Source organism: Syntrophus sp. (in: bacteria), assembly GCF_040768185.1.
Lineage (GTDB): Bacteria > Desulfobacterota > Syntrophia > Syntrophales > Syntrophaceae > Syntrophus > Syntrophus buswellii.
In genome coordinates this window covers 117023-143002 of record NZ_JAXGNC010000005.1, presented here as the reverse complement: position 1 = coordinate 143002, position 25980 = coordinate 117023, and the positions used below count along the sequence as shown (strand labels likewise).

The 25980-nt window shown below is 54.8% G+C and carries 27 protein-coding genes and 2 pseudogenes; 12 read left to right on the top strand and 17 right to left on the bottom strand.

What is annotated here, in order from left to right; translation table 11 throughout:
• Window positions 1-2: 2 nt before the first annotated feature.
• Window positions 3-1442, top strand: coding sequence for a sigma-54-dependent transcriptional regulator (locus tag AB3175_RS07265; RefSeq protein ID WP_367360283.1), 1440 nt, complete (start codon window positions 3-5; stop codon window positions 1440-1442).
• On the top strand, window positions 1439-2014 hold the full coding sequence (gene yihA / locus AB3175_RS07260; protein WP_367360282.1) for a ribosome biogenesis GTP-binding protein YihA/YsxC: 576 nt from the start codon (window positions 1439-1441) through the stop codon (window positions 2012-2014). The genes AB3175_RS07265 and yihA overlap by 4 nt, the downstream gene beginning before the upstream one ends.
• Before the next feature lie 85 nt (window positions 2015-2099).
• Here yihA and atpB read toward each other — a convergent pair whose 3' ends face one another.
• From atpB to AB3175_RS07215, 9 genes are all read right to left on the bottom strand, one after another.
• Window positions 2100-2753 carry a F0F1 ATP synthase subunit A gene (gene atpB, locus AB3175_RS07255; RefSeq protein ID WP_367360281.1) on the bottom strand — a complete coding sequence of 218 codons (654 nt, stop codon included), beginning with the start codon at window positions 2751-2753 and terminating at the stop codon, window positions 2100-2102.
• A 3-nt stretch (window positions 2754-2756) separates the two neighbouring features.
• Complete coding sequence (locus AB3175_RS07250; RefSeq protein ID WP_367360280.1) at window positions 2757-3149, bottom strand: ATP synthase subunit I; 393 nt, start codon at window positions 3147-3149, stop codon at window positions 2757-2759.
• Window positions 3146-3400 carry an AtpZ/AtpI family protein gene (locus AB3175_RS07245; RefSeq protein WP_367360279.1) on the bottom strand — a complete coding sequence of 85 codons (255 nt, stop codon included), beginning with the start codon at window positions 3398-3400 and terminating at the stop codon, window positions 3146-3148. Before AB3175_RS07245 ends, AB3175_RS07250 begins: the two co-directional genes overlap by 4 nt.
• A gap of 97 nt (window positions 3401-3497) precedes the next feature.
• Window positions 3498-4466 carry a GDP-L-fucose synthase family protein gene (locus AB3175_RS07240; protein WP_367360278.1) on the bottom strand — a complete coding sequence of 323 codons (969 nt, stop codon included), beginning with the start codon at window positions 4464-4466 and terminating at the stop codon, window positions 3498-3500.
• 10 nt (window positions 4467-4476) lie between these two features.
• A complete protein-coding gene (gene gmd, locus AB3175_RS07235) occupies window positions 4477-5508 on the bottom strand; it encodes a GDP-mannose 4,6-dehydratase (RefSeq protein ID WP_367360277.1) in 1032 nt (343 codons plus the stop codon).
• On the bottom strand, window positions 5505-6803 hold the full coding sequence (gene hemL, locus AB3175_RS07230) for a glutamate-1-semialdehyde 2,1-aminomutase (RefSeq protein ID WP_367360276.1): 1299 nt from the start codon (window positions 6801-6803) through the stop codon (window positions 5505-5507). Before hemL ends, gmd begins: the two co-directional genes overlap by 4 nt.
• Window positions 6800-7327 carry an Lrp/AsnC family transcriptional regulator gene (locus AB3175_RS07225; protein WP_367360275.1) on the bottom strand — a complete coding sequence of 176 codons (528 nt, stop codon included), beginning with the start codon at window positions 7325-7327 and terminating at the stop codon, window positions 6800-6802. Before AB3175_RS07225 ends, hemL begins: the two co-directional genes overlap by 4 nt.
• A 21-nt stretch (window positions 7328-7348) precedes the next feature.
• Complete coding sequence (locus tag AB3175_RS07220; RefSeq protein WP_367360274.1) at window positions 7349-7759, bottom strand: peptide chain release factor-like protein; 411 nt, start codon at window positions 7757-7759, stop codon at window positions 7349-7351.
• 33 nt (window positions 7760-7792) lie between these two features.
• Complete coding sequence (locus tag AB3175_RS07215) at window positions 7793-8296, bottom strand: transcription termination/antitermination protein NusG (protein ID WP_367360273.1); 504 nt, start codon at window positions 8294-8296, stop codon at window positions 7793-7795.
• Between the two features lie 213 nt (window positions 8297-8509).
• Between AB3175_RS07215 and AB3175_RS07210 the strand changes: the two genes are divergently transcribed.
• Window positions 8510-10105 (top strand): NAD(P)/FAD-dependent oxidoreductase, encoded by a 1596-nt coding sequence (locus tag AB3175_RS07210; RefSeq protein ID WP_367360272.1) that lies wholly within the window; start codon window positions 8510-8512, stop codon window positions 10103-10105.
• Window positions 10106-10158: 53 nt separating this feature from the next.
• Here the strand turns inward: AB3175_RS07210 and ribD are convergent, their stop codons facing one another.
• Window positions 10159-11286, bottom strand: coding sequence for a bifunctional diaminohydroxyphosphoribosylaminopyrimidine deaminase/5-amino-6-(5-phosphoribosylamino)uracil reductase RibD (gene ribD / locus AB3175_RS07205; RefSeq protein WP_367360271.1), 1128 nt, complete (start codon window positions 11284-11286; stop codon window positions 10159-10161).
• Between the two features lie 123 nt (window positions 11287-11409).
• Here ribD and AB3175_RS07200 point away from each other — a divergent pair, with 123 nt between their 5' ends.
• A complete protein-coding gene (locus AB3175_RS07200) occupies window positions 11410-12186 on the top strand; it encodes an A24 family peptidase (protein WP_367360270.1) in 777 nt (258 codons plus the stop codon).
• Between the two features lie 12 nt (window positions 12187-12198).
• On the opposite strand, the gene AB3175_RS07195 is transcribed toward AB3175_RS07200, so the two are convergent.
• Window positions 12199-12879 (bottom strand): Crp/Fnr family transcriptional regulator, encoded by a 681-nt coding sequence (locus tag AB3175_RS07195; protein WP_367360269.1) that lies wholly within the window; start codon window positions 12877-12879, stop codon window positions 12199-12201.
• Between the two features lie 295 nt (window positions 12880-13174).
• On the opposite strand from AB3175_RS07195, the gene AB3175_RS07190 reads away from it, so the two are divergent.
• The 6 genes from AB3175_RS07190 (at window position 13175) to AB3175_RS07165 (ending at window position 17162) form a co-directional block, all read left to right on the top strand.
• The gene (locus tag AB3175_RS07190; RefSeq protein ID WP_367360268.1) at window positions 13175-13633 is read left to right on the top strand and encodes a GspH/FimT family pseudopilin; all 459 of its coding nucleotides are present in this window, start codon (window positions 13175-13177) and stop codon (window positions 13631-13633) included.
• A 60-nt stretch (window positions 13634-13693) separates the two neighbouring features.
• Window positions 13694-14110: a type II secretion system protein J gene (locus tag AB3175_RS07185; RefSeq protein ID WP_367360267.1), complete on the top strand. Its 417-nt coding sequence runs from the start codon at window positions 13694-13696 to the stop codon at window positions 14108-14110.
• A 26-nt stretch (window positions 14111-14136) separates the two neighbouring features.
• Window positions 14137-14754 carry a PilW family protein gene (locus AB3175_RS07180; RefSeq protein ID WP_367360266.1) on the top strand — a complete coding sequence of 206 codons (618 nt, stop codon included), beginning with the start codon at window positions 14137-14139 and terminating at the stop codon, window positions 14752-14754.
• Window positions 14755-14778: 24 nt separating this feature from the next.
• Window positions 14779-15873: a PilX N-terminal domain-containing pilus assembly protein gene (locus AB3175_RS07175; RefSeq protein WP_367360265.1), complete on the top strand. Its 1095-nt coding sequence runs from the start codon at window positions 14779-14781 to the stop codon at window positions 15871-15873.
• Window positions 15874-16038: 165 nt separating this feature from the next.
• Complete coding sequence (locus AB3175_RS07170) at window positions 16039-16458, top strand: hypothetical protein (RefSeq protein ID WP_367360264.1); 420 nt, start codon at window positions 16039-16041, stop codon at window positions 16456-16458.
• A gap of 428 nt (window positions 16459-16886) precedes the next feature.
• Window positions 16887-17162, top strand: coding sequence for an HU family DNA-binding protein (locus AB3175_RS07165; RefSeq protein ID WP_093884048.1), 276 nt, complete (start codon window positions 16887-16889; stop codon window positions 17160-17162).
• Between the two features lie 250 nt (window positions 17163-17412).
• Here AB3175_RS07165 and AB3175_RS07160 read toward each other — a convergent pair whose 3' ends face one another.
• From AB3175_RS07160 to AB3175_RS07135, 6 genes and pseudogenes are all read right to left on the bottom strand, one after another.
• Entirely contained in the window at window positions 17413-17598 is a 186-nt protein-coding gene (locus tag AB3175_RS07160) for a hypothetical protein (protein WP_367360263.1), read from the bottom strand.
• Between the two features lie 315 nt (window positions 17599-17913).
• Window positions 17914-18321 carry a cytochrome c3 family protein gene (locus tag AB3175_RS07155; RefSeq protein ID WP_367360262.1) on the bottom strand — a complete coding sequence of 136 codons (408 nt, stop codon included), beginning with the start codon at window positions 18319-18321 and terminating at the stop codon, window positions 17914-17916.
• A gap of 124 nt (window positions 18322-18445) precedes the next feature.
• Complete coding sequence (locus tag AB3175_RS07150; RefSeq protein WP_367360261.1) at window positions 18446-20026, bottom strand: flavocytochrome c; 1581 nt, start codon at window positions 20024-20026, stop codon at window positions 18446-18448.
• Between the two features lie 218 nt (window positions 20027-20244).
• Complete coding sequence (locus AB3175_RS07145) at window positions 20245-21657, bottom strand: flavocytochrome c (RefSeq protein WP_367360260.1); 1413 nt, start codon at window positions 21655-21657, stop codon at window positions 20245-20247.
• 28 nt (window positions 21658-21685) lie between these two features.
• Window positions 21686-22939 (bottom strand): PAS domain S-box protein, encoded by a 1254-nt coding sequence (locus tag AB3175_RS07140; RefSeq protein ID WP_367360259.1) that lies wholly within the window; start codon window positions 22937-22939, stop codon window positions 21686-21688.
• 130 nt (window positions 22940-23069) lie between these two features.
• Window positions 23070-23381: pseudogene (locus AB3175_RS07135) on the bottom strand (transposase); the annotation flags it as partial.
• Between the two features lie 393 nt (window positions 23382-23774).
• On the opposite strand from AB3175_RS07135, the pseudogene AB3175_RS07130 reads away from it, so the two are divergent.
• Window positions 23775-25205, top strand: a pseudogene (locus AB3175_RS07130) (IS66 family transposase).
• A 36-nt stretch (window positions 25206-25241) separates the two neighbouring features.
• The gene (locus tag AB3175_RS07125; protein WP_367360258.1) at window positions 25242-25850 is read left to right on the top strand and encodes a MarC family protein; all 609 of its coding nucleotides are present in this window, start codon (window positions 25242-25244) and stop codon (window positions 25848-25850) included.
• The last annotated feature ends 130 nt before the right edge of the window (window positions 25851-25980 follow it).

Below are 25980 nucleotides of genomic sequence, written 5' to 3'. Positions count from 1 at the left end.
AGATGTCCAGCATTCTTGTGATTGACGGGGATCATTCAGCCCTGGAAAAGATCAGGCACTTCCTGGCTAAGGAGGGGTATGAGACGTATACGGCCTCCACGGGAACGGACGGGTTGAATCTCTGCGTTCAGAAGTCACCGGATCTGGTCATTATGGATCTGGCCCTCTCCGATGTAGACGGACTGACGATTCTGGAGGAGCTGCTGGAGGAAAATGAACGGATCAAAGTGATTGCGATGATGTCCTGTCCGGAGATGGGAAGCATCGTTCGGGTCATGAAAATCGGCGCCTTCGATTACATCCATAAATCGGAGGATATGAGCGAGCTGTCTGCGTCGGTGAGAAAAGCGATGAGTACCCTGGATCTGGACAGGAGGACGGATCGGTTCTCCAGGGAATCCACCCTGGAATTCAGGAAGGGGGACATCATCGGCACCGGGAAGGACATGAGGGAAATCTTCAAGATGGTCGGAGTCATCTCCCAGAGCCGGACGACCGTCCTGATTGAAGGCGAGAGCGGCACGGGAAAAGAGCTTGTTGCCAAAGTCATTCACAGCCATACCTCACCCAATGAGCCCTTCATTGCCGTAAACTGTTCCGCCATTGTGGAGACGCTTCTGGAATCGGAACTGTTCGGCCACGAAAAAGGCTCGTTCACAAGCGCCTTCAACCGGCAGCTGGGAAAGTTCGAGCTGGCTCGTTACGGGACGCTCTTCCTCGATGAAATCAGTGAAATGTCCGTCAATCTCCAGGCCAAGCTGCTCCGGGTGCTCCAGGAAATGGAGTTTGAGCGGGTGGGAGGTAAGGATAAAGTGCATGTCCACGCCCGGGTCATAGCGGCGACGAACAAAAATCTGCGAACACTGGTCCGGGAGGGAAACTTCCGCCCCGATCTTTTTTACCGGCTGAATATCGTCTCCATTAAAATGCCCCCCCTGAGGGAACGGCCGGAAGATCTTCCGCGGCTCGTTCAATATCTCCTGGCCAAGGTTAACCGGGACATCGGCCGAAGGATCCTGGGGGTGTCCGACGACGTGATGGAGGCGTTTCAAGGCCATGACTGGCCCGGAAACGTCCGGGAGCTGGAGAACCTGCTCGTACGCGCCGGCGTCATGGCCAAAGGCAGGATCCTGGAGAAAAGCGACTTCCCGGATCTTTTCGAAAAGCCGGACCTGTACGGATCGGAGCAGGCCGTCCGGCTCGAAGAGGGCGGAACGTCGTGCGAACTGCTGACCCTGGATGATGTGGAAGAGCAGCATATCCGGAAAATCCTGCAGCGTGAGAGAGGGAAAAACAAGGGGGAGCTTTGCGACATTCTGGGAATATCGCGTCCCACGCTGGAGCGCAAGCTGGAAAAATACGGCATTTCCTTTGAGCGTGACGGCTTTGACAGAAGCCTTGAAGAGGAGAGGCTTGCCGTCGAGGAAAAAGCCGGCCCATGAAAATTGTGACTGTGGAGTTTGTAAAGAGTGCGACATCCCCTTCGGGCTACCCCCGGGAAAATCTTCCCGAAGTGGCGTTTGCCGGCCGGTCGAACGTCGGCAAATCCTCGCTGATCAATGCCCTTGTCCAGAGAAAACGGCTGGCCCGGACCAGCAACACGCCGGGGCGGACGCAGTTGATCAATTTTTTCAACATCAACGATGAGCTGCTTTTTGTCGATCTTCCCGGATACGGTTTTGCCAGGGTGCCCGAAGCGGTCAAAAGAGAATGGGGCCCGATGGTTGAAACCTATCTGCGGGAGCGGGATTGTCTGAAGCTTGTTGTTTTGATCCTCGACATCCGCAGAGATCCGTCCGCTGAGGATCTTGCACTGAAGTCATGGCTGGATTTTTACGGTCGAAGGACGCTCTTTGTCCTGACAAAAATGGACAAGCTCTCCCGGGGGGAAAGCAAAAAAAGGCAGCGGGCCGTTAAGGAGCTTCTGAACCTTGACGCTGCGCCGATTCTTTTTTCTGCGAAGACCGGCCTGGGGAGGGATTCTGTCTGGGAGGCCATCCAGAGGCCGGCGTAATTTCGGAATCAAGTCGGCATGAACAAAAAAAGCCACGCCCTTCACGTGAAGGACGTGGCTTTTGAAATTTTAAAGAGCCTTGAAATTAATGAGCTTCCCCCATGGCGCCGCCGATGTACATCATGGCCAGGAGCGTAAAGACCAGGGTCTGGATGAAGCAGATGAGGAGTTTCAGAATGAGAATCGGTACGGGAACAAGAAAGGGAGCCAGGATGAGCAACACGGCGATGACGATGTGACCACCCTCCATATTGCCGAAAAGTCGGATTGAGAGAGACACGGGACGGACGATATGGCTGACGATCTCAATGGGGAGTATGAGGGGAGTCAGCCACCATACGGGCCCCATGAACTGTTTGATGTATTTGCCGCCGTGAACCTTGACCCCCATGATGTGAGTCAGGATAAAAACCACGATGGCCATGGCCGCATTGGTGTTCAGATTCGCCGTGGGGCTGCCGAAGCCGGGAACAAGGCCAAGGAGGTTGGATACGAGAATAAAAAGTGCGATGGTGGCGATGAGGGGGAAAAAGTTCTTTCCTTCATGCCCCATGGTGTCCGTAACTAATGAATCAAGCCCGCCAATGACGACTTCCATGAAATTCTGCAATTTACCCGGATACAGTTCCATCCCGCCCCTGACCAGCAAGCCGCCCAGGATCAGCAAGGCCATGACAAACCACGTGTAGGTTACGTGATCCGGGAAAAAGGGGTTTTGAAAAAACGACAGAGCATGCATTGTTTAACGAACCTCCTCAAAATTTTTTTTATGAAACGTCACGATGACGGTGAAAACGATGTTGATGATGACGATGGAAAGACCCAGGAGCAGGCCCAGAACGTCCGCTACGCGATAGGCAATGATGAAATAGAGAAGAACGGCGGTGACGGCAAGCCGGACGCCGTATTTGAGCAGGATGGATGATTTGGAGCCATCCATCAGGTGCTCGAACGTGTCGCGGAGATTCTGGTGGAGCCAGTAGAAATTGACGATGCTGATCAAGCCGCCCAGCAGGATCCCAAGCGAAAAGGAGAGGGACTTAAGGAAGGTGCTGCCGAGGAGAATAAAGCCCAGAACCACCCAGTTCGTGATTTCAAGTCTTCGTTGAAGAGGGGCTTTTTCTATCCGATTCACTTTTTTGTATCGTCCGTATCGGCCGACGATTTTTCATCGGCGGAATATTTTTTGATGATGTAATAAAGATTTCGAAAGCCGGCCGCAATGCCCAGGAGCAGGAAGATAATCGTAAAACGCAATCCCGTTCCGAATTGCTCGTCCAGGTATCTGCCCAGGTACAAGCAGCCGAAAATGGCAAGAACCATTCCGATGCCCACGCTGCTTGCGTAAGCCATGCGCATGAGGGTTTCTCTTGATTCTTTATCCATTCACGGTGGGCCTTCTATCACGAATCCGTTTATTAAGTCAATCAGAAAGCAGACGATTGACCCGTTAAAAACAAAAATTATTTGCTGCAGATGTTTTCTATGGAATCTCGTTAAGGCTCATCTCCCGGTTCCTCTGTTTAACATACCAGTCAATGGTTTTCCTCAAACCTTCACGGAAATCGGTTTTTGCCCGGAATCCGAATTCGTCGAAGGCCCGGCGGGTGTCCAGCATCCTTCGAGGCTGGCCATCCGGACGGGATGTGTCCCAGGCGATTCGGCCGGAAAAACCCGTCAACTCGGATACGAGCTCAACGAGATCCCGGATGGATATTTCAAAACCGGCTCCGATGTTGACCGGGTCGCCTTTGTCGTACTTTTCCGCGGCCAGGACGATGGCTTCCGCCGCATCCTCGACGTAAAGGAATTCCCGCGTGGCTTCGCCCGTGCCCCAGACGACGATTTCCTCCTCCTCCCGAAGACGTGCCTCGACGCACTTTTTGATCAGTGCCGGAATCACGTGGGAGGATCGGGGGTCAAAATTGTCCCCCGGCCCGTAGAGGTTGACCGGAAGCAGAAAAACGGCGTTGAAGCCGTACTGCTGCCTATAGGCCTGCGCCTGGACGAGCATCATTTTTTTCGCCAGTCCGTAAGGTGCGTTGGTCTCTTCCGGATACCCGTTCCACAGGTCTTCCTCTCTAAAGGGAACGGGGGCGAATTTGGGATACGCGCAGATCGTGCCGATGGCGACAAATTTTTCAACGCCCTGACGCCAGCCTTCATGGAGCAGCTGCGTGCCCATCATGAGATTTTCGTAGAACAGGGTCGCCGGAGCGGCCTGGTTGAACCCGATTCCCCCGACCCTTGCCGCCAGGTGAATGACGATATCCGGCTGGGTATCCCGGTACATCCTGAGGATGTCCGGGCGACGGGCCAGGTGGTATTCGGGAAGATCGGCGACGGCCAGGTGACGGCATCCCAGCTCTGCGAGGCGGAACAGGAGGTGTCTTCCCAGGAATCCCCTGCCGCCGGTAACGACGATGCGCTTTTGTGTAAAGTTCCGTTCCACAGGTCTTCCTTCAACCAAGGTGCGGATTCAGATTACAGGCATAGCCGGCGTCCAGGAGCGTTTTTTCTCTTCGAGCGAGCTCCAGGTCGGCGGCCGTCATCATGCGGATCAGTTCATCGAATCCGATTGTTGGCTCCCAATTGAGGACCCGCCTGGCTTTCGAGGCATCGCCCAGGAGAACGTCCACTTCCGTAGGGCGGAAATAGCGGGGATCGATTTCCACATGCTGCTGATAGTCCAGATCGAGTTCCGAAAAAACCTTCTCGGCGAACTCTCGAACGGAGTGGGTTTCTCCCGTGGCAATGACGAAATCATCCGGATTGTCCTGCTGAAGCATCAACCACATGGCCTTTACGTAGTCGCCGGCAAATCCCCAGTCCCTCCTGGCCTCCAGGTTGCCAAGATAAAGCTTGTCGCGCAGTCCCAGCTTGATCTGCGTCGCTCCCCGTGTGATTTTGCGGGTGACGAAGGTTTCTCCTCTCCTGGGGGATTCGTGGTTGAAAAGGATGCCGTTGCAGGCGAACAGGTTGTAGGCCTGCCGGTAATTCCGGACGATGTAATAGGCATAGACCTTGGCGGCGGCGTAAGGGCTCTGGGGCTGAAAGGAGGTGCCTTCGCTCTGCGGAGGGGGCGCCGAACCGAACATCTCGCTGGAGGAGGCCTGATAAAAACGCGCTTTGATGCCCGTTCTGCGAATCGCCTCCAGAAGCCGGAGCGTTCCCATCCCGGTGACGTCTCCCGTATATTCCGGCATGTCGAAACTGACGCGGACATGGCTTTGAGCGCCGAGGTGATAGATCTCGTCGGGGTTGATTTCGTAGAGCAGATCGGTCAGCTGGCCGGAAACGGACAGATCGCCGTAGTGCAGATACAGCCTGGCCTGGGGGTCGTGGAAGTCCTTGTAGAGATGATCGATCCGATCCGTGTTGAAGGTGCTGGAACGGCGGATCAGGCCGTGTATTTCATAGCCTTTTTCAAGGAGCAGCTCGGCCAGATAGGAGCCGTCCTGCCCCGTGATGCCGGTGATGAATGCTTTCTTCATAGTCCGCCTTTCATGGTTTCTATCGTTTCAGCGCATGCCTGGAGGGTTTTCTCCAGATCTTCATCGGAATGGGCGAAAGAGACAAAAGCCGCTTCAAAAGCGGAGGGTGCGAGGTAGATGCCCCGTTCCAGCATGCCCCTGAAGAATACGGCGTAACGGTCGGCATTGCTTGAACTGGCCGTTTCGTAGTTCACGACATCGTGGTCGGAGAAAAACAGGGTGAAGAGGGAGCCGGCGCGGTTGATGCGCAGAGGGATATCCGCCGCCCCGAAGAGGCGCTGAATTGCGTTGCACAGTTCTTCCGTACGATGGTTCAATGCGGCATAGTCATCCCGTCGGCTGCCCAGGATTTCAAGGGTGGCCAGGCCCGCCGCCATGGCCAGGGGGTTCCCGGAGAGGGTTCCTGCCTGGTATACGGGACCGGCAGGAGCCAGACAATCCATAATCGCCTGGCTGCCGCCGAAGGCGCCCACTGGAAGTCCTCCGCCGATGATCTTTCCCAGGCAGGTCAGGTCGGGTTCGATGCCGCAGAGATTCTGGAAGCCGCCGAAAGCAAGTCGAAATCCGGTAATCACCTCGTCAAAGATGAGGACGATTCCATGCTGGCGGGTCAGCTCCCGCAGCGTTTCCAGGAATCCCGGGGCGGGTTCGACGACGCCCATGTTGCCGGCTACCGGTTCGACAATGACGCAGGCCAGCTCTTTTCCATGGCGATCCAGCGCCGCCCGGAAGGCCTCGGTCGAGTTGTAGGGAAGGGTGATCGTCAATTCGGCAAGGCAGGCCGGCACACCGGGGCTGCCGGGGATTCCCAGGGTGGCAATGCCGGAGCCGGCTTTGACCAGGAGCGAATCGGCGTGCCCATGGTAGCATCCCTCGAATTTGAGGATCTTTTCCCTGCCCGTGTAGCCGCGGGCCAGTCGGATGGCGCTCATCGCCGCTTCCGTTCCGGAGCTGACCATGCGGATCTTTTCGATGGAGGGGAAGGCGTCGATGATCGTTTTGGCCAGAGCGATCTCCTGGACCGTCGGTGCCCCGTAGCTCGTCCCTCGTTCAACGGCCTTCCGGATCGCTTCCTGCACCTGCGGATGGGCGTGCCCGAGAATCATCGGTCCCCAGGATCCGACATAATCAATATATTCCCGCCCGTCGACGTCGAAGATCCGGGATCCCGAGGCCCGGTCGATGAAGCGGGGAATCCCGCCGACAGAACGGAAGGCCCTCACGGGGCTGTTGACCCCACCCGGCAATAGTTTCTCTGCGGTTTCAAACAAGTCCTCCGATCTGGATCTCATCATTCTCCCCCGTCTTTTTCCGGAATTTCAGCCGGAAAATAGGTCATGCTGCTCTTTTTATATTCCCTGTCACTGGTAAGGATCTGATAGTCATCCAGGTTTGCCGCTTCCGCCATCCTCCGGATCGAAGAAGGGATGTCCGCCGTTTTGAGATGAACCATGGTGAAAAGATTGTACTTCCCTTCGAAGGGGGGCGTTCGCTCGTAACAGTGGGAAACCTCCGGTAAGGAGGCCAGACGTTCTCCCGCGCTTTCGATAAGGCGCTCCGGAACGGCCCAGACCACCATGGCGTTCTGCGTGAATCCCACCTGGCGATGGCGGAGAATGGCCCCGAATTTCCTCAGGATTCCCCTATCCTGCAACTGTCGGATGATCCGAACCACGTCATCGTCCGACAGGTTCATCTCTTTTCCCAGGGCGGCGAAGGGGCGGGAAGTCACGGGAATGTCACCCTGAAGTGCCTGAAGAATCTTCTTTTCTTCCGATGTCAGAACGGCTGTCTCCCCTTTTTTCATCGTCTTGGGCATGAACATCTCCTCCCGAAGAATTTACGGGGTTTCCGCTTCGATTTTCCCACGGAGCTTTTTCTTTTCAGATTGCCTGTGCTTCAGTTCCAGGGTCTTTTCCTGTGCGCGCTTGGAACGGCGTCTTTTCTGCCTGCGGATCTTTTCGATCCGGGCCTTCTCGGCCGTGACCTGCCCCGTTTTCAGCCGTTCAATCCGATCAAGGAGCAAACGTCTGGCCAGCAGGCGGTTGACGTTCTGCGAACGATCCTGCTGGCATTTGACAAACAGCCCCGTGGGCAGATGAACGAGGTGGACGCAGGTCGACGTCTTGTTGACATTCTGGCCGCCCGGCCCCGAAGACCGGACGAAGGTTTCCCGCAGATCTTCTTCTGAGATACCCAGACGGGTCATCCGCTCCAGGATGGCCTTTTCTTTTTCCGGTGAAATGCTCATCGTCGCTAGCCTCTATAGGCCCGTCCCCCCATATCAGATCTTCTCGATCTGGTATCCTTCCAGTTTGATGGCCACGGAGCGCTGCAGCAGTTCGATGGTCACGACGAAGAGATCCTTTTCCAGATCCGTCCGGAGCACCGTCCCTTCTATGCCCCGGAACGGTCCGTCGACAATCCGGGCCGCCTCTCCCACCTGGGGGCAGGAAAGGCTTTGAACCTCGACCTTGGATTCCACAATGCGCAGGATGGCTGCAATCTTTTCGTCAGGTACGGCAATGGGCTCCGAACCGGTAGGCTTGCCCAAAATGCGGACGACCCCGAACGTCTTCAGCACGTCCAGCTTTGTCTGGTTGTCCAGCGAAAGGAGTTCAACGAACAGGTATCCGGGGAACAGAGGGACCAGTATCCTTTTTCGGCGATCCTTCCTCTTGCTCCATACCTCGATTTTCGGCAGGAACGTCTGGATGGATTTCTGTACAAGGCCGACATAAACTCTGTCTTCGTGCCGGCTCCTTGTATGGACGGCATACCAGGGCATTACCGCATCCTCTCTTTGTGGAATTCCCCCTTCCGGAGTTTGAAAAAACGGACGAGGCGCTTCAAAGAATCGGGGTTGACAAATCCCGCAAGAAAACTTCAGTATGGACCACAACGTGCCGCGTCGTCGTTCCATGAGAAATCTGCCTGCTTTCCATGAGCAATGGCGTAGCATTATAACAGAACAGCCTTATTTTCAATAAGGAACTGATGAATGCGGTTGAGAATCAACGATATTCCCATGACGCTGGGGGCCGGCGCAAAAAATCTTCGGGAGGCCGCCGCCGAAATTCTTGGTGTTTCTCCGGAGTCCATTTTGTCCGTGGATGTCCTTCGGAAGTCTCTCGATGCGCGCCGAAACCGTCCACCTTTTTTTGTTTACGCCGTGGTCGTGACCGTTCCCGACTCGATCGGCATCCCGGACAGCAGGGATCGACGGATTTCCCTGGAGGCCGACCAGGCGTTCCTGAGAACTCCACAGATGAGGCCGATCCGGACCCGGAAAAGACCCGTCGTGGTCGGTTCTGGACCGGCGGGGCTTTTCGCCGCCCTGGTCCTGGCCCGTTCCGGCTTGCCCGTTCTGCTGGTTGAGAGGGGGAAAGCCGTAGCCGAGAGAATCCGTGATGTGCAGGCTTTCTGGGAAAAGGGGGAATTCCACCCGGAAAGCCATGTCCATTTCGGAGAAGGTGGCGCCGGAACCTTCTCCGACGGGAAACTGACGAGCCGTGTCAAAAATCCCCTGACGGCCTGGGTCAAGAAAATCCTGGTTGAGATGGGGGCTCCCCGGAATATCCTCATCGATGCGAAGCCCCATATCGGTACGGACCGGCTGCGCAGAATCGTTGTCCGAATGCGGCAGGAGCTGCAGGACCTGGGGTGTGAAATCCGATTTGCAGCGAACATGACGGATGTGATCGTTCAGCGCGGCGCTGTTGACGGGATCGTGATCAACGGCAGGGAGGAAGTGAGAGCGGAACAGCTCATCCTGGCGATCGGCCAGAGTGCCGATGACTCCTACCGGATGCTCCATGACCGGGGGGTTCAGCTTGCCCCCAAGCCCTTTGCCGCAGGCCTGCGCATCGAACATCCCCAGGCGCTGATCGATGAGATACAGTACGGCCCCTGGGTCGGCAGCGCGGAGCTCCCTCCTGCCGAGTACGCCCTGGCCGTCCGGATTCCCGATCTGGACCGCGCGGTTTACACCTTCTGCATGTGTCCGGGCGGGCAGGTGATCGGTTGCAGCGCCAGGGAAAAGGGCGTCGTCACCAATGGAATGAGCTGTTCCCGGAGGGATGGCCCCTTCGCGAACAGCGCCGTTGTGGTTAATATCCGGACGGAGGATTTTGCGGGAACGTCGCTTCATCCCCTCAGCGGTCTTCAATTCAGGCGCCGGTGGGAGGCGGGGGCTTATGCCCTGGGCGGAGGTCGCTATTTCGCCCCGGCGCAGCGCCTCGTGGATTTCCTCGAAGGAAGGCCGACGCGGGAGGGCATGGAGACCAGCTTTCTTCCCGGGGTTGTTCCGGCGCCGCTGCACCGGGCTCTTCCAGGCTTTGCCGTGGAGGCTCTGAAGCGTGGCCTGGCGGCGTTCAATGAGAAGATGCCCGGATTTCTTACCGGTGAGGCCGTGCTGATCGGCGTGGAAACCCGGACCTCGTCGCCGGTTCGCATTGTCCGGGGAACAGACGGGCAGAGCGTGTCGGTCCGGGGCATCTTCCCCTGCGGAGAAGGTGCCGGCTATGCCGGAGGAATCGTCAGTTCGGCTCTGGACGGGATTCGGGCGGCTGAACTCCTGCTGGAGTCCCTGGCATGAGTCAATCCGCTCGTTGCGGCGTCCTGGCGATTCTTCCCGATTCCGGGACAAAGTCAGGCAGGTCCCCGCAGGCGGGCATCGATGATGAGATCGTCGCCCTTTCGGTAGGTCCTGCGGAAGATCAATCCGATGGCGCTCTTCATGTCGGTAATGTTGAGGTCTCCGACGGCTTCAATCCCCTTGCCTGCGATCTTGGGGGCTACGATGGCAACCAGGCGGTCGGCAAGATCCTCCGCCAGCAGGGCGGTGAGAACGCCGGAACCCCCTTCGACGAGCACCGAAGCGATATTGCGGGTTCCCAGTTCACGGAAAAGGGAAGGCAGAACGATCCTTCCCGATGGATCCGCAGGGAGAATCAGCACGTCTATGCCGAGATCCCGAAGCCGGGCGAGCTTTTCCCCGTCTGCCCGGTCTGTTGCAACCAGCAGGGTTCCGGCTGTGCCCTGATCCTGGAGAATATGGGATGTCAGGGGAATCCGGAGCCGGCTGTCCAGGACGATCCGCAGGGGATTTTTCCCCCGCACGAGGCGGACGGTCAGTTCCGGATCATCGGAAAGAACCGTGCCGATGCCGACCATGATGGCGTCGTGGGCATGACGGAGGCGGTGGGCGAACCGCCGCGAGGGGAGGGAGCTGATCCAGCGGGAATGACCGGTGGCGGTGGCGATTCTTCCATCCAGGGTCTGGGCGTATTTCAGGGTGACGAAAGGGGTTCGGGATTGGATGAATTTGAAGAAGGCTTCGTTGATCTGCCGGCAGGCCTCTTCCAGGACCCCCACGGATACCGGAACTCCAGAGCGCTGCAGGGCCTCGATTCCCTTTCCCGCTACGAGAGGGTTGGGGTCGGCCGTGCCGATGACGACCCGTTGCGGCCGGCAGGCGATAAGGCGGTCCACGCAGGGAGGCGTTTTCCCGTAATGACTGCAGGGCTCGAGAGTCACGTAAATGGTCGACCCCTCCGCCGATTCCGTGACGCTTTCCAGGGCGTTGATTTCCGCGTGAGCCTGGCCGAATTTCCGATGATACCCCTCACCGATAATGCGGTTGTTCCTGACGACCACAGAGCCGACCATCGGGTTGGGGCTGACCCATCCCTCTCCCTTCCGGGCGAGTCGCAGGGCACGTTTCATGAAAGATTCATCGTTCAAAAAGCTTTTCCCCTTTGCATGCGCTGTCCCCATATGATGGGGGGTATGAACTTCTCGTTCGGTGTATAGGTTACCCTTCCGGCGAAGTCAAGATTGGAAGATGGACTTCATTCCGTCGTTTGTAAGGGGAGTGCAAAAGGAAGGGAAGAGAAGGAAATGACTATGACGGACCTGGCGGGAATAGTGGTGTTTGTCCTGGGCGCTGTGGTGGGAAGTTTTCTCAATGTGTGCATCTGGCGGATTCCGCAGGGCCTGTCCATTGTTTTCCCGGCTTCTTCCTGCCCGCGATGCGGCCATTCCATCCGCTTCTACGACAACATCCCGCTGGTCAGCTATCTCCTTCTCAGGGGGCGTTGCCGCTCCTGCGGGGAAAGGATTTCTCTGCGTTACCCCATTGTGGAGGGTCTGACGGCCCTGATGGCCCTCCTTCTCTTCTGGAAATTCGGCCTCACCCTGAAATTTGCCGCGGCGTTTCTTTTTGTCAGCGCGTTGATCCTGGTTGCCTTCATCGACATCGATCACCAGATCATTCCGGATGTCATCAGCCTCCCGGGCATCCCGATCTGCTTTCTCCTGTCCGTTTTTCTCATGGAGCTTCCCTTTATGGAGGCGCTCCTGGGGCTCGTTCTCGGCGGGGGTTCGCTTTACCTGATTGCCGTTTTGTATGAGCTGGCGACAAAACGGGAAGGCATGGGCGGCGGGGACATCAAGCTGCTGGCCATGATGGGAGCCTTCCTGGGATGGAAATCCCTGCTTTTTATCCTCCTGGTCAGTTCGCTGGCAGGGGCCGTTGTGGGAATATCCGTGATGTGGGCAAAGGGCGGCGATATGAAATACGCCGTTCCTTTCGGGCCTTTTCTATCGATTGCCGCCACGGCCTATCTCTTTGTCGGCGACTATGCCGTCAATCTCCTCCTGTACCATCAGATCTGACGCGGGAACGATTCAATGGGCCCGGCGCTTCAAGCGCTCGATGTCCTGAATGATGATGGCGTTTCTGCCTGTCCTAACCACGCCCTTGTCCCGCAGAATTTTCAGCTCCTTGTTTATGCTTTCCCTGGTGACGCCCAGCATGGCGGCAAGCTCCCGCTGTGACATCCGGATCCTGAATTCCTTCCCGTCATGCTCCTGGGCCTGCAGCGGCTGCGCGAGTTCATGGAGGCGTTTGGCCAGCCGGGCCGGGACGGTGAGAAAAGAGATCTCCGCAAAAAGATCGTCCGTCCGGCGCAGACGCAGCGAAAGGGCGCGGAGTATGGAGCGGACGGCGTTTTCATTTTGAAAAAGAAACGAGAAAAAATCGTCGCGCTCAAGGACATACAGAAGAGTGTCTTCGACGGCCGTGGCGTCGGCCGAGCGGGGTTGCTCGTCCAAGAGGGCCATTTCGCCGAAGAAGTCTCCGCTTCTCAGAAGCGCCAGGGTGACTTCGTCACCCACTCGGCTTGTAACTCCAATTTTGATCAATCCTTTGACGATGATGTAAAAGGAAGAGCCGTGATCGCCTTTGCGGAAGAGAACTTCTCCTTTGGGAAGGGAGAGGCGTTTCAGAAGGGTGGCAAGATGCTCACGTTCCGAATCCAGCATCGACTCAAAAAGGGGGATCTGCTTGAGTAAATCGGCTAGGGCCATGGGGATTTGCACCTCGTTATTTCCGTGAACGGGTTGGATTGTCCTGATTAAACAAGTCCAGCTTTCAATGAATATCTTCTCCCATGATTTGGAAGAATAGTCAATGTTCTTTCCCTGGGACTGCAATTTGCATCCAAAAAACGGACACGGGGAAGCAGGAAAGTAAAAAGTGAATATAATCACATATTACCATGCCATATAAGGGTTGACAGGTATCTGTTCCCAAACGTATGATCTCTCAACAAAACAACGATCATGAATGCATGAGGTCGATGAATTTCAGGAGTAGCAGACCGTGACGCATTACAGGACAAGGGGTTTTACGCTGATTGAACTGATGGTCGTTATCGCCATCATGGCCATCATGGCGGCCATCGCCGCTCCCAACTACAAGACTTTCATGGCTCAGCGGCGCCTGAACGGGGCCGCCCGGCAGATCATGTCGGAGCTCATGGCTGCGAGAATGAAGTCGATTACGATCAATCAGAAGGTGAAGGTCGGTTTTACCGGCAGCCATACCTATGAGATCTGGAATGACGCCAACGGCAACGGAACCGTTGCCGATAACGAAGGCGACGACGTGGCCAAGGACATCCATGTGGATTATCCGGATGTGACATTCAGCACGACGGCTCACCCGATCTTTGATCCGCGGGGAACGGCTGCCGCGCTTGCCACTGTCACGTTGACCAATTCCGCTGGTTCAAAAACAGTCAGCGTGGCGATTACCGGGCGCGTTGTGATCGGCAGTTGACGGATTCGCAGATGGAACAGCCTCTTTCAGATGATCATCGCATTATGGAGAACGTAAATCATGAGATCGGCAATTCCCGATAAACGAGGCTTTACACTGATTGAGGTCCTGGTCGCGATGTGTTTGCTGCTGGTTGCACTGCTGGCGTTGCTCTCTTTGACCGCAACGGTCATCAAGGGAAACGCCGTCAGCAAGATGACGACCATGGCGACCACGCTGGTCAAGGACAAGCTTGAAGACATGAAAAATAAGAGCTACGCGGATATCAGCGCCAGTACTTCCGGCATCACGGCAACGGATTATGCATCCCAGAACGGCCAGGTTTCGGGCTCCTCAACCGGGGCCTATTTTACAAGGACCTGCACCTGCAAACTCGACGCGGCGGAGCCGAATGATACGATGAAAACGGTCGTCGTGACGGTTTCCTGGAGCGGGGGCGGCCGCAGCGTAGCAGCCTCAACCATTATCGGTCGGTAACAGCCATGGAAAGAAGGAAAAGGGGGTTGGACATTATTCCGGCGGGCCTGAAGAGAAAAAGAAATAAATCCACGAAAAATGCCCGGGGGTTTTCTCTGGTGGAACTGATGGTTGCCCTGGCAGTTGGATCGATCATCCTGGCGGCTCTTTACAGCCTTTTTTCGGCGCAGAACAAATCCCTGAGCACCCAGGAATTGATTGTAGAAATGCAGCAGAATGCACGTGCCGCCATGGACATGATGGCGACGGAGATGCACATGACCGGTTATGATCCGGCGGGTACGACCTCTTCCGGCATAACAAGCGCTTCCGCCAATTCGATCACCTTCACGCAAGACCAGAATGGGGATAATGACGTGGTTGATGCCAATGAAAACATTACATACAGTTACGATTCTGGCAATTTGCGCATTAACAGAAATACCGGAGGGGGGGCTCAGCCTTATGCCGAGAATGTCGAGGCCCTGAATTTTTCTTATTATGATGCGGCAGGGGCGACAACGGCAACGTTGGCCAGTATCAGGAAGATCAAAATTGAAATCCGAACCCGTACAGCCCGGAAGGATCCGAATTACAGCACCAACAGCGGGTATCGAACGTATACGTTGACATCCTATGTAACGCCGAGAAATCTCGCGTATTGATCAAGAAGCAGGAGGTAACTTTCCATGAGGAGGATCAGCGGTTCAAAGCTATTAGCAGACAACGAAAGGGGGATGGTCCTTGTCGTGTCCCTGCTGGTCATGGCCGTGCTGGCTGTCCTGGGGACTGCGGCTGTCATGACCACCACGACGGATCTCAAGATCACTTCAAATTATACGCAGAACAAAAAGGCCTTTTATAATGCTGATGCCGGGGTGGAGCGGGTCATTGCATACCTGCGCGCCAATACGGTGAACTATCCCACCGGCAACACGCCGACAACGATTAGCGTGAGCTGTCCGACAGGCTTCAATTTCAATACCTCGGTGAATCTCAACTATGTTTCTTCGAACACCTATAAGTTTCAGATGACCGGCACGGGGGCCAATAATGTCTCTAAAACGATCGAGACCCACATCAGGAAGGTTCCGCTCTATCCTCAAGGTGCGGACGGTGCGGTGGCCATGTATGGCGGCGGTCCTGCCGTTGAATTTAAAACAGGCGGCGGAGGGGGCTACGCCATCGACGGCCATGATTATCCCGTCCCGACGGATCCGAACTGCAACGGCAATGCCTGCAACACAACTGCTACCGTCCTGCCGGCCTTGCCGGGTCTGTTCACCGTCATGAGCCCCGCTCTCTCCGGAAATGTTACCGCGCATCTGGGGGGAGTGCCGACACAGACGCTGGGTGCCAGCCGAGAAACGGAATTCAATAATTTTGTGGAGATGGTCCTTGCCAGCAGCAGTAACGCAACCCCCCTGTATCAGTCCACCCTTGGAACGCGGGCCAATCCCGCCGTCACGGTCATTCCGAACGGAACAACCCTGAATGCCACTGCAAACGGGGCGGGCATCATTATCGTCGATGACGGAGGGTCGCTTCAAATAAACGGAAACTTCTGCTTTGAAGGTCTTGTCATCCTGAGAGGGTCGGGCAGGGTGTTCGGAACCGGCACCGCCAACATCTTCGGCAGCCTTGTTACGATCGGCCATTTGAGCAAATTGATAGACCTTACCGGCAGCATCAACCTGTTCTACAGTTCGGCAGCCCTGGCAAATCTCGCCAACATCGATGAGCTCAGCCAGATCCAAAGAACTGCCTGGCGGGTTGTTCTTTAGCGGGTATGGCCGGAAGGTATGACAGCCATGCGAAAATGCATCCTTTTCTGTTCATTCCTCATAGCGGTCTTGCTGGTTCCTGCCGTCGGGGACCCCGCTTACCGGATTCTCCTTAAAAATGGGGGGCAATTTTCAACACTCCGGTACTGGGAAGAAAACCAGCTGTTGAAGTTCGACGCGGGCTTCGGGGTGATGGGTATTGAGAAAAACCAGGTAAAAGCTATTGAAACATACACCATCGATGCACCAGAAGTTTATAAAGCCCCGAAAGCCGAGAAGCGCCTCGAGGAAGCCGAAGAGAAGACTGAAAAGGCTGCTTCAACCCAAACACCCCCCGTAGAGATTGATCTGAAGGCTTTCCAGGATAAAATGGCAAAGCTCAAAGCGGATCTGAACAAGTCGCTGACGCGCATCAGGAAAGCCAATGCAAGCAAGGATTTGAATGCAAGGAATCAGGCAATGGAAGACAATCGGAATATCTCTGCTGAAATGTGGAAATTAACTCACGAACTGGAGCAGAAGAACAACGGAAAACTTCCTGCTGACTGGTGGGAGGGGGTCGGACGAGAGGAACCTGCCCCGTGAACTGGAAAAGGCCAACGCGCTACACGATGGTACGAACAAAGGCCTCAGGGATTCCCAACCGTTTTTCTGTCTGAACCATCCTTGTTGATCTTTATCCCTTCTATTAACCCGAAGTTCCCGGGGCGCCATCCCTCGTTTTCAGCCGTGCCGGTTGCCGTTGAAATCATTTACGGAATTGGGGGGCAAACCGGGTCGCTTCATCGCTTTTCCCCGATCAGCTCCTCTTCAATTCATGCGGCTTTCCCTGATGTGATGCCGGCAATCCCTCCTGTGAGAAGCTCCTCAAAATATTCCTTCCTTACTTGTTGATTTTACTGATAATATTTGTTGACTTTTTATTCGATGGCCTTTAAATAATAAACCGGTTTGCGAGGACTGTGAAACTGCCGTGGTCATTGAAGCACAACATTTCTAGGGAGGGTAAGGTAATGAACAAAGGTGATTTGGTTGAGGCAGTAACAAAGGTTGTCGGAAAAAAGAAGTTGGCGCAGGAAACCGTCGCATGTGTCCTTGGATCCATGACGGAAGCTTTAAAAAAAGGTGAAAGCGTAACACTTATTGGTTTCGGCACGTTCAAGGTTGCGAAGAGAGCCGCCAGAACGGGAAGAAACCCGCAGACCGGAAAACCGATCAAGATCAAAGCCAAGAAGGTTCCCAAATTCACGGCCGGCAAGAAGCTTAAGGATGCCGTGGCGAAAAAATAACCGCAGCGATAATCAATCAACAAAGGGCCTCCCGTTTTTGAAAAACATCAGGAGGCCCTTTGTCGCATCTTGAGAGCGCGCTTCGGGCTTTCCGGAAGCGGATGGGGCACGTCCGTCTTTCTGTCCGCTGGATGCATGGCCTCTGAAAGGGTCATCCCGATGTCTGGAACGGCAGTCCCGTAAGCATCAGCCCCTGCGTCCGCTTTTTTCCCAAAATGAATCCAGTTGCGGAAAATCCGCGTCGGCCCTTTCACCCTCCGATCGGGTGGGAAGAAATGGTGGAGATGAAATCGTAACTGATGTCATCGCCACCCTCCTTCAACCGGCCGGATATCAGTAAAAATCCTGAAAGCCCCCCGGCATCGACGTAATCAAGCCGAATGAATTCGACCCTTTCCAGGATGCCCCTGTCTACCGCCAGGGGAATGCCCCGCACGGTGAACGCCTCGTCATTTCCCCTCGCGTCATCCAGAGCTATGGCCAGAGAAGCTGGCCCTCAACAGGACTTCTGCGAATAGACTCTGATCCCTTCGGATAATTTCAGCCCTGCAAGAAATCTCTGTAACGCAACGGATGCCTTCTCCGTGATCTCAACCATCGCTTTTCCTTTGCCTGTCGATAAGAAGGAGGCCCGATCGTGCCATGAGCTTCCTCCATTTCAGGCGGATCGAATGGCCATGCCGCTTTGCAAAAGAGCCGCAAAAGACTTCGTGGCTCTTTCCGTTCTTCCCGATGTGTTAACCAGGTCCTCTTAATCTTCCTTCCCTCCCGGGATCTTCATTTTGAAGTTCCGGTGGCAGTCGAGACAGTAGACTGCGGAGGGGCTGTGCTCGTGATGACAGACCGTGCATGCGATATCGCCGAGATGTGATTTGTGCGGATTGCGGTCCGGAAAATCCGCGGGCTCCGATCTCTTCGCCAGCTCTTCCATCGGTCCATGGCATTCCAGGCAGCGAGGGTTTTCCACTGTGCTGTCGGGTTCCGGGGATCCCTTTCCATGGCAGGAGGCGCAGTCGATCTTACCGGCATGCTGGGATTGCTGGGGCGCGGCTGTTTGGCCTGCTGCCTTGGCCGCCTGGATCAGGCCCTCACCAAATCCCATATAGGCGACAACAGCCAGCAAAAACACAAAAATCAGTATCAACCTGAATCTCTTCATTCCCGTTTCCTTATTTCATGGGGCTGATCGTTCCAGTAAAAATTTTCTGAACCCGGGATGACGTGATGAATGCAATCCCGGATTCAGTGGAAAAAGACTGTCTTTTCAAGAAGGGATGTAACGTTTAGGCCTTTTCCTTTACCACGGTGCCCCCTGCAACCCGGCCGAAGACGACGCAATCGGGGATGGCGTTGCTTCCCAGGCGGTTCGTTCCATGAACTCCGCCGGTCACCTCGCCCGCGGCATACAGCTTCGGAATAACTTCTCCAAAGATGTCGATTACCTGGGCCTTCTCATTGATCCGCAGCCCACCCATCGTATGATGCACCGCGGGCCACTGGGCGACGGCGTAGAAGGGTCCCTTGGTCATCGGCGTCATGGCCTTGGTGATCGGCTTGTTGAATTCGGGGTCTTTCCCTGCGGCGAGATACTGGTTGTGCTTATTGATCGTATCCACAAGGGCATCGGAGGGTATGCCGATTTTCTTCGCCAACTCGGCGATGGAATCGGCCCTGACCAGGCGTCCCTTCTTGATGCCTGCCTCGGTCTCCTCGCGGGTTCCTCCGAATTTCTCAATCATCTCATCGCTGAAGATCGTGTAGGTTGGCTTGCCCTGCGGTCCAAGGGCGATCTGGGCAAAGCTCACGTGGTCGCGCCGGGCCAGTTCGCTGATGAAACGCTTGCCCTGTTTGGTCACATAGACAATGCCGTTTCCAGGACCGTTGAAGGGATAAAGCGCCGGGGTGTCGAGAATCCCCGTTTCCGGATCGGCATAGGGATACAGCTGGATGAAGTTCATCTGCAAGGTGTCCGCACCTATGGCCTGGGCATAGCGGATCATCTCGCCGGTGGCGCCCTTGTGGTTGGTGCAGTTCCAGTCTGAGCCGGACAGGTAGGGATAATGATCGCCGCGCATCTTGATGTCGCGGCTGAATCCGCCGGACGCGAGGATCAGGCCCTTCTGGATTTTAATGTTGGATATTTTCCGGCCCTGCTTCACCTCCACGCCCAGGACAGGGCTCTTGGGGTCGGCATCGGCCCTCCAGATCCATTTCACCTCGGTGCCCAGGCGGAATTTGGCGCCGTTTTTTTCCGCAATTCTTTTCAGGGCATCGACATAGACCTTGCCGATCCCCGCCGCATGGGTCCGGTAGGCTGAATGGCCGCCCGCCCGGACGACTGTCGGACGAATCACCGCGCCGCCTTCGTCGATCATCCAGTTCAGGGCATCCGTTGCGCCTTCCGCCATGACCTTGACCAGGGCCGGGATGCTGAAGTAATCTCCGCCCTTGAGCGTATCCTCCGCGTGAAGATTGACGCTGTCGTTTCCCAGGTTGAGTTTTTCGCGGTAGTGGAACTTATCGTCCCATGAGGCGTAAACGCCCCCGTTGATGATGGAATTACCTCCGTAGGTGGGCATCTTCTCCAGGACGACCACATTTTTGGCCCCGTTGCTCGTGGCCTGGGCGGCGGCTGAGCAGCCGGCGAAGCCGGAGCCGATCACCAGCACCTCAACGGTTTCATCCCATTTCTTGGGAAGCGGCCGCTTTGCCGCCTCCGCAGATCCGGGGGTCGCCATGTTCAGGGCGAAGCCACTCCCCGCAACAGCTCCCAGGGCAGCCGTTGCCTTGAGGAAAGAACGGCGGTTCAGCTGATTCGTTGCTTGTCTCTTCCCATCGCTTCCCACTTTCTCTTTTTCTTTCATGAGTTCCTCCTAAAAGAAAACTAAACTTGGCGGTTCTGACTCCAATTCTTCCAGCGCCGGACTTCGCTTGGCAGGCAGGATGCTTTTTTTTTCGATCGTATCAGGCCATTCCGTTGCGTGCCGTTGTATGTGTAGCACTGAGAAGTGCGGGAATAAAGGGGGAATTAACAGGTAAATAACGGGTATTATTTAATACCCGTTATGTCGTCCGGTAGACTTTATGTGCGCGGCTTCTGTGCCGCCGCATTTTTCCCGGCGATCCTGCCGAAGGTGATGCATTCCGGAATGGCGTTGCTGCCCAGCCGGCTGGCGCCGTGCACGCCCCCCGTGACCTCCCCCGCGGCATAAAACCGGCTGATCGGCTGGTGGGTCTCGATGTGAACGACCTGCGCCTCCGCGTTGATCTGGACGCCTCCCATACAGTGATGGACTTTGGAGATCAGGCGTATGGAATAATAAGGCGGATGACTGATGGGAAGGAGATCCATGGGCAGAGGCTTGCCGAACATGTCCTCCCTGCCTTTTTCAATGAGAGAGTTATAGACGTCGATGGTTTCCTTCAGCGGGGCGAGAGGCACATTATTCGCCGCAGCCAGTTCCTCGATGGATTCGAATTTCTTGACGACTCCGCGCTTCAGGCACTGGTCCAGCGTGGATGCGTGCTGACCCCCCTTTTGGTCGACGATTGCGATGGACTCCCTGCCGGAGCTCAACATGGCGTCAACCAGGAGCTTGCGGTCGGCCTGCTCGTTTATGAAGCGCCTGCCGGTCCTGACATCGATCAGGATTCCATAGGGAAACCCCGCCAGCATGGAGAACATGGAACCGACGCCGAACCCCTCTTCATCGCGGGACGCCCAGGGGCCGAGCTGTATCAGCGAAAGTTGGACCGGGGTGGCGCCGGCCTTCAGTGCGGCGATCAGCCCTTCAGCCGTTGCGCCCTGGTGATTGGTGCTCTCGATGTCTTCCGTGAGCTTGGGGTCCTGGATGACCCTGAACTCCTTGTCCTCGCTGAATCCTCCCGTCGCCAGGATGACGGCTCTCCGTGCGCGGATTCGCTTCAGCACGCCGCTTTCTCGATTGGGAAAGATATAATTCTCCCGGACGGCAACACCTTCCATTTCGCCGCCCTTCGTGAGGATAAACTGGCTCAGGTATGTCCTGAGGCGGATGGGGATGCCCATGTCACGGCATTTCGCCAGCATCGGCTTGATGATGCCCGATCCCGACGTGTTCGCCGTGTTGTAGGTCCTGGCCACGGAATGCCCCCCCAGGTGGCTCAACCGGGGCTTGTATTTGACACCCAGTTCCTTGATGGTCCAAAGAAGCGTCTCGGTGGATTTTTCGGCAACAATGCGGGCAAGTTCCTTGTTGTTGAGTTCAAGCCCCGCTGCAAGCATGTCGGAAAGCATCAATTCCGGCGAATCCATGATTCTTTCCCTGGCCTGGAGGGGGGAGCCCGCAGCGGCGAACAATCCGCCGCTGATGTATGAGTTGCCCCCGGGCACCGGCATCTTTTCCAGGACGATCACCGACGGGCAGACTTTTCCCGCTTCGATTGCCGCCGAGAGGCCGGCAAATCCCGAGCCGATAATGACAATGTCGTATTCTTCAGCCCATATACTCTTCAATGACATTCTCCTTCCAAATCTATCATTCTTATAACGACCTGTTCATCAGGAACGTATGAAGGTTCAGTTTCCTGCCGGTGAGGTCAAGCTTTTTTCTGATGTTCTTCCGATGAGTCTGGACGGTCTCGTATGAAATCCTCATGGCGTTGCAGATGTCCTTGGTGGAACAGCCTGCCTGTATAAGGCGGCAGATCTCTATTTCCGTCCGGGTCAGTTTGAGAAGCCCCCCGTGCAGCTCATTTTCAAATCCCTTGGTCAGCGACAGGAGCTGCTGTTCAAGAAGGGAGAGGTAGCTTCTGCTCACATTGTCATGTGAGGACTTGCTGATTTTGTGGATGCCGGGCAGAACGGACGTCCGGATCTTCGTGGCGACCCTGTTTTCAAAATCTTTTTTGTCCTGTTCGATGCTCTTGAGGACTGTCTTGAGCGTCAGGTTCATTTCCTCCGTTTGCTGCTTTTCCTGTCGCAGCTGCTTTTCGAGAATTTTCTGCTCCGTGTCGTCCTGGACGATGATCGGCCAGTATCTTTTCCCGTCAAGATCGCTTCGGGATACCGTTACCGTTGAAGGGAACGACTTGCCGTCGACGTACAGGCCGGTAATTTCGGCGCTCAACCTCTGCCCTTCGATCAATTTCTCAAAAAAAAGTGTGAGCGTCCCGGCCCCGGATTCATCCGTCAACGTCCTTATGTCCGTCCCGATCAAGTTTTGTTCCAGCAGGCCGTAAATTTCACATGCCCGGGGGTTGGTCTTGAGGATCTCGAAATCCTGGTCAACCAGAAGGATGCCTTCGCCCACGGAAAAAAAGATGGCGGAGAGTATTTTCTCCGGCGTCGTCGGGCTCTCAGGCCCTTGAATCGGTTCGGGGTGCAGGCTGAGCCCGGCAGGCCGGAAATTTTCCCATTCGGCGACAACGGCCAGCTCCATGGCGTCCGCGATGTTTCGCATCCTGAGCCGTGTGGCGTCTGAATGTAAAATCACCCGCTCAATACAGCGGATCATGACCTTGAAGCCCGCGAGAAATGCTTCCAGGGTAATGCCGCTCTCCTTGATGATGTGCAATCCCGGGAAGTCCCATTCCGCGGAGGAGTCGAACCGGCTGCGAGTCAGATTTTCATCAGCCGTTTCCATGGCGGCGGCAACCGTGTCGAGCATCATGCTGAAATACTTCCGGTCCACGGACACCCGGCCATGGTATCCGGAATCATGCACATCGCAGAGCCATTCCTGGAAGATCCTGTTTTCGGACTTTCTTATCTCGCGTGTCGCCTCATGGATTCCCATGATCGTAAGGTCCTGGTGACGGTGAAATGGATGTTTAGGAGGTGCAGAGTATAATAGAGCAATAGGGCCTGTCAAATCCAAACAAACGGAGGATAACCGTTTGAATAGGGTATTCCATCACTGCCGTCTAAATTTGAATCTTAACCGCATCAGGTGTTGTTCTCACAAAGGTTTTGATCTTCAAATTCTGTTTCAAGGCTTTGAAGAATAACTCGATCTGCCAGCGATCCTTATAAATAGCGGCAATGGTTGTCGCGCCCAGCTTCAGATTATTTGTGAGAAAAACGGGGTAAGGACATTTTTCTGCCGCACCCGTTCCGCTAAAAAGAATGACTTCATCCTTGAGGACGGAATGTTTTTTAGGAAGGGTTCTTTCTTCTATGGTCGTATAGGTTGCATTACTTTTTTGCCGCGTCACATCGATCAACCAATAAAGTCTCATACACATTGATAAATATTGAGAATTGTGATACGGCGCTTTTACCAATTCACCCCCTTGAAATCCAGTAAAGGGGCCAATCAGTGACTGCCGCCGCACGCGCTCTCATTTGCGCTCTTTATCTGGAGTAACTGCTCAGCACAATTTTTTTGTGATCTTTGAAAAAAGTTCTTGACACGGTTTTTGGAAAGATTTTCAAAAAATCGGTGCGATCTTCTGCCCCCTTTACAATGTCGCCATAATGATGTCATGCGCCTCTTGATTTGCCTGCAAAGCATTCTCTAACACCGGTCCGTGATAAAAATTATTCCGTGGCCTACAGGGCATCCTGGAAGGTCAAATCGGCTCTGGAAAATCTGTGTTATTGTGGCCTATCACAAAAACACGGATGGCTGCATGACCGTTGAGAACATCAATGTAGAAAATGCGGTGCAACGGGTCAACGATCTTATTGCACAAGAGAAAAATCTATCTCCGGCACTCAAGGCGAGTCTTGAGGTCCTGCTGCTTCTCGTGACCATTTTAACCAACCGCTTGGGACTCACCAGCAAGAACAGCAGCAAGCCGCCGTCATCCGATCCCAATCGGAAAAAGGCGCCGAAAGAACCGGGAGCACGCAAACCGGGTGGACAGAATGGACATATCGGCACCACGCTGAAGCCCTTTCCCGAGCCTGATCTGGTCAAGGAAATCCGGGTTGACAGAGAAACCTTGCCACCAGGAAACTATCAATCAACTGGATACGAACGCCGCCGGATTGTCGATCTCGACATCAGCCTCTTTGCCACCGAATGGCGGGCCGAAATTCTGGAAGATGAGAACGGCAAGCGTTTTGTTGCACCGTTTCCAGAGGATGTTGCCAGGCCGGTGCAATACGGTATCGGCGTCAAAGCCCATGCGGTCTATATGTCCCAGTACCAGTTGATCCCGTACAACCGCATAGAGGATCACTTTCAGGACCAGATGGGAATACCGGTCAGTGCCGGGTCGATCCACAATTTCAACAAGGATGCCTCTGAACGGCTTGAGTTCTTTGAATCGTGGGGCAAAAGCCGGCTTGCGGAATCGGCATTGGTTCACAGCGATGAAACCGGCATCCATATTGATGGAGCCCGGCGTTGGTTGCATAGTGTCTCGAACGACAGCTTTACCTGCTTTTATCCCCATGCCAAACGAGGGTGCGAAGCGATGGACGAGATGGGGATATTGCCGAAGTTTCAAAGGACCCTCTGCCACGACCATTGGAAACCCTACTTCCACTATGGCGGTTTGCATGCGCTCTGCAACGCTCGTCACCTCCGCGAGCTTGAAAGAGTGATAGAACAGGATAACCAGCAATGGGCGGCGCAGATGATTGTCCTCCTGAAGGCAATGAACAAGGCCACCCATGAAGCAGGGGGACGCCTTGAGGAAACAGAGTCGGAACAGTTCAGAAAGCGCTACCGTGACCTGCTGCGAGAAGCCGAGTTGGAATGTCCAGCACCAGACGAAACAGCGAAAAAGAAAAAAGGCAAAACAGCAAGGTCAAAAGCAAGAAATCTTCTGGAACGCCTCGAGATCATGAGAACGAAACAGTAAGATTCATGGAGGATGCCAATGTGCCGTTCTCGAACAACCAGACCGAAAATGACCTGCGAATGACCAAGGTTCAACAAAAGATATCAGGTTGCTTTCGATCAATGGAGGGTGCAGAAAATCTTCTGCCGGATCCGAAGCTATCTGTCGACTTGCAGAAAACAAGGCGTTACTGCGTCTGAAGCTTTGCGGCTACTGTTTCAGGGCAAGTGGCCCGAGTTTATGAATGTTAAAGAACAAGGTGCTGAATAGTCCCCATTTTTTTTGTAAAGGTACAATAAGAATATCATGGAATTCATCAAATCGACGGCTCTGTTACTGATGCTCCTTAACCCGTTCCTGATCATCATTTATCTTATCGATGTGGTGCAGAGGATGGACAGGCGGCAATTCACCCGGGTGATCTTTCGCGCCGCGCTGATCGCGATGATAGTCTTTTGGTTTTTCGCTATTCTTGGGGATGTCGTGTTTATAAGCGTTGTGCAGGCAGAGTTCGCTTCCTTCCAAATCTTTGGGGGTATCGTCTTTCTTCTTATCGGTCTCCAGTTTGTCTTTCGCGGCCCCACAGCGATCGAGATTCTAAGAGGCGACTCGAAACAACTGGCCGGTGCGATCGCGATGCCTTTGCTCATCGGTCCAGGTACGATCAGTGCCAGCGTTATCGCAGGGAAGAAGCTTGCTCCTCTAGCAGCGTGCGCCTCTGTTTTTTTGGCAGTCAGTATCTCCATTCTGATCATGATCAGTCTCAAGATCTTACACGATTTTACGCTACCAAAGCGAGAGGCCCTGATTCAGAGGTACATTGAAATCGCAGGACGAATCACTGCATTGTTCGTGGGAACCATCTCCATTGAGATGATCATGAAGGGAATTCGGGCCTGGGCAGAGAAGTTCTAACGATCAAAATCTGGTCACCGGTTAGTGGGAGACGCAATATATATCGATCCGCATGTCAGTTTGAATTATTTGTGAAAATTTTGAAAAATATAGGGGAAAAATACTTTTTAAGTATGGATTGCCTTGTAGG

Coding starts and splice junctions, on each gene's coding strand:
- AB3175_RS07200 (WP_367360270.1), top strand. CDS start 11,410: ATGACTATGACGGACCTGGCGGGAATAGTGGTGTTTGTCCTGGGCGCT.
- AB3175_RS07265 (WP_367360283.1), top strand. CDS start 3: ATGTCCAGCATTCTTGTGATTGACGGGGATCATTCAGCCCTGGAAAAG.
- hemL (WP_367360276.1), bottom strand. CDS start 6,803: ATGATGAGATCCAGATCGGAGGACTTGTTTGAAACCGCAGAGAAACTA.
- AB3175_RS07245 (WP_367360279.1), bottom strand. CDS start 3,400: ATGGATAAAGAATCAAGAGAAACCCTCATGCGCATGGCTTACGCAAGC.
- gmd (WP_367360277.1), bottom strand. CDS start 5,508: ATGAAGAAAGCATTCATCACCGGCATCACGGGGCAGGACGGCTCCTAT.
- AB3175_RS07175 (WP_367360265.1), top strand. CDS start 14,779: ATGAGGAGGATCAGCGGTTCAAAGCTATTAGCAGACAACGAAAGGGGG.
- atpB (WP_367360281.1), bottom strand. CDS start 2,753: ATGCATGCTCTGTCGTTTTTTCAAAACCCCTTTTTCCCGGATCACGTA.
- AB3175_RS07195 (WP_367360269.1), bottom strand. CDS start 12,879: ATGGCCCTAGCCGATTTACTCAAGCAGATCCCCCTTTTTGAGTCGATG.
- yihA (WP_367360282.1), top strand. CDS start 1,439: ATGAAAATTGTGACTGTGGAGTTTGTAAAGAGTGCGACATCCCCTTCG.
- ribD (WP_367360271.1), bottom strand. CDS start 11,286: ATGGGGACAGCGCATGCAAAGGGGAAAAGCTTTTTGAACGATGAATCT.
- AB3175_RS07155 (WP_367360262.1), bottom strand. CDS start 18,321: ATGAAGAGATTCAGGTTGATACTGATTTTTGTGTTTTTGCTGGCTGTT.
- AB3175_RS07220 (WP_367360274.1), bottom strand. CDS start 7,759: ATGAGCATTTCACCGGAAAAAGAAAAGGCCATCCTGGAGCGGATGACC.
- AB3175_RS07150 (WP_367360261.1), bottom strand. CDS start 20,026: ATGAAAGAAAAAGAGAAAGTGGGAAGCGATGGGAAGAGACAAGCAACG.
- AB3175_RS07185 (WP_367360267.1), top strand. CDS start 13,694: ATGAGATCGGCAATTCCCGATAAACGAGGCTTTACACTGATTGAGGTC.
- AB3175_RS07215 (WP_367360273.1), bottom strand. CDS start 8,296: ATGCCCTGGTATGCCGTCCATACAAGGAGCCGGCACGAAGACAGAGTT.
- AB3175_RS07165 (WP_093884048.1), top strand. CDS start 16,887: ATGAACAAAGGTGATTTGGTTGAGGCAGTAACAAAGGTTGTCGGAAAA.
- AB3175_RS07140 (WP_367360259.1), bottom strand. CDS start 22,939: ATGGGAATCCATGAGGCGACACGCGAGATAAGAAAGTCCGAAAACAGG.
- AB3175_RS07125 (WP_367360258.1), top strand. CDS start 25,242: ATGGAATTCATCAAATCGACGGCTCTGTTACTGATGCTCCTTAACCCG.
- AB3175_RS07225 (WP_367360275.1), bottom strand. CDS start 7,327: ATGCCCAAGACGATGAAAAAAGGGGAGACAGCCGTTCTGACATCGGAA.
- AB3175_RS07210 (WP_367360272.1), top strand. CDS start 8,510: ATGCGGTTGAGAATCAACGATATTCCCATGACGCTGGGGGCCGGCGCA.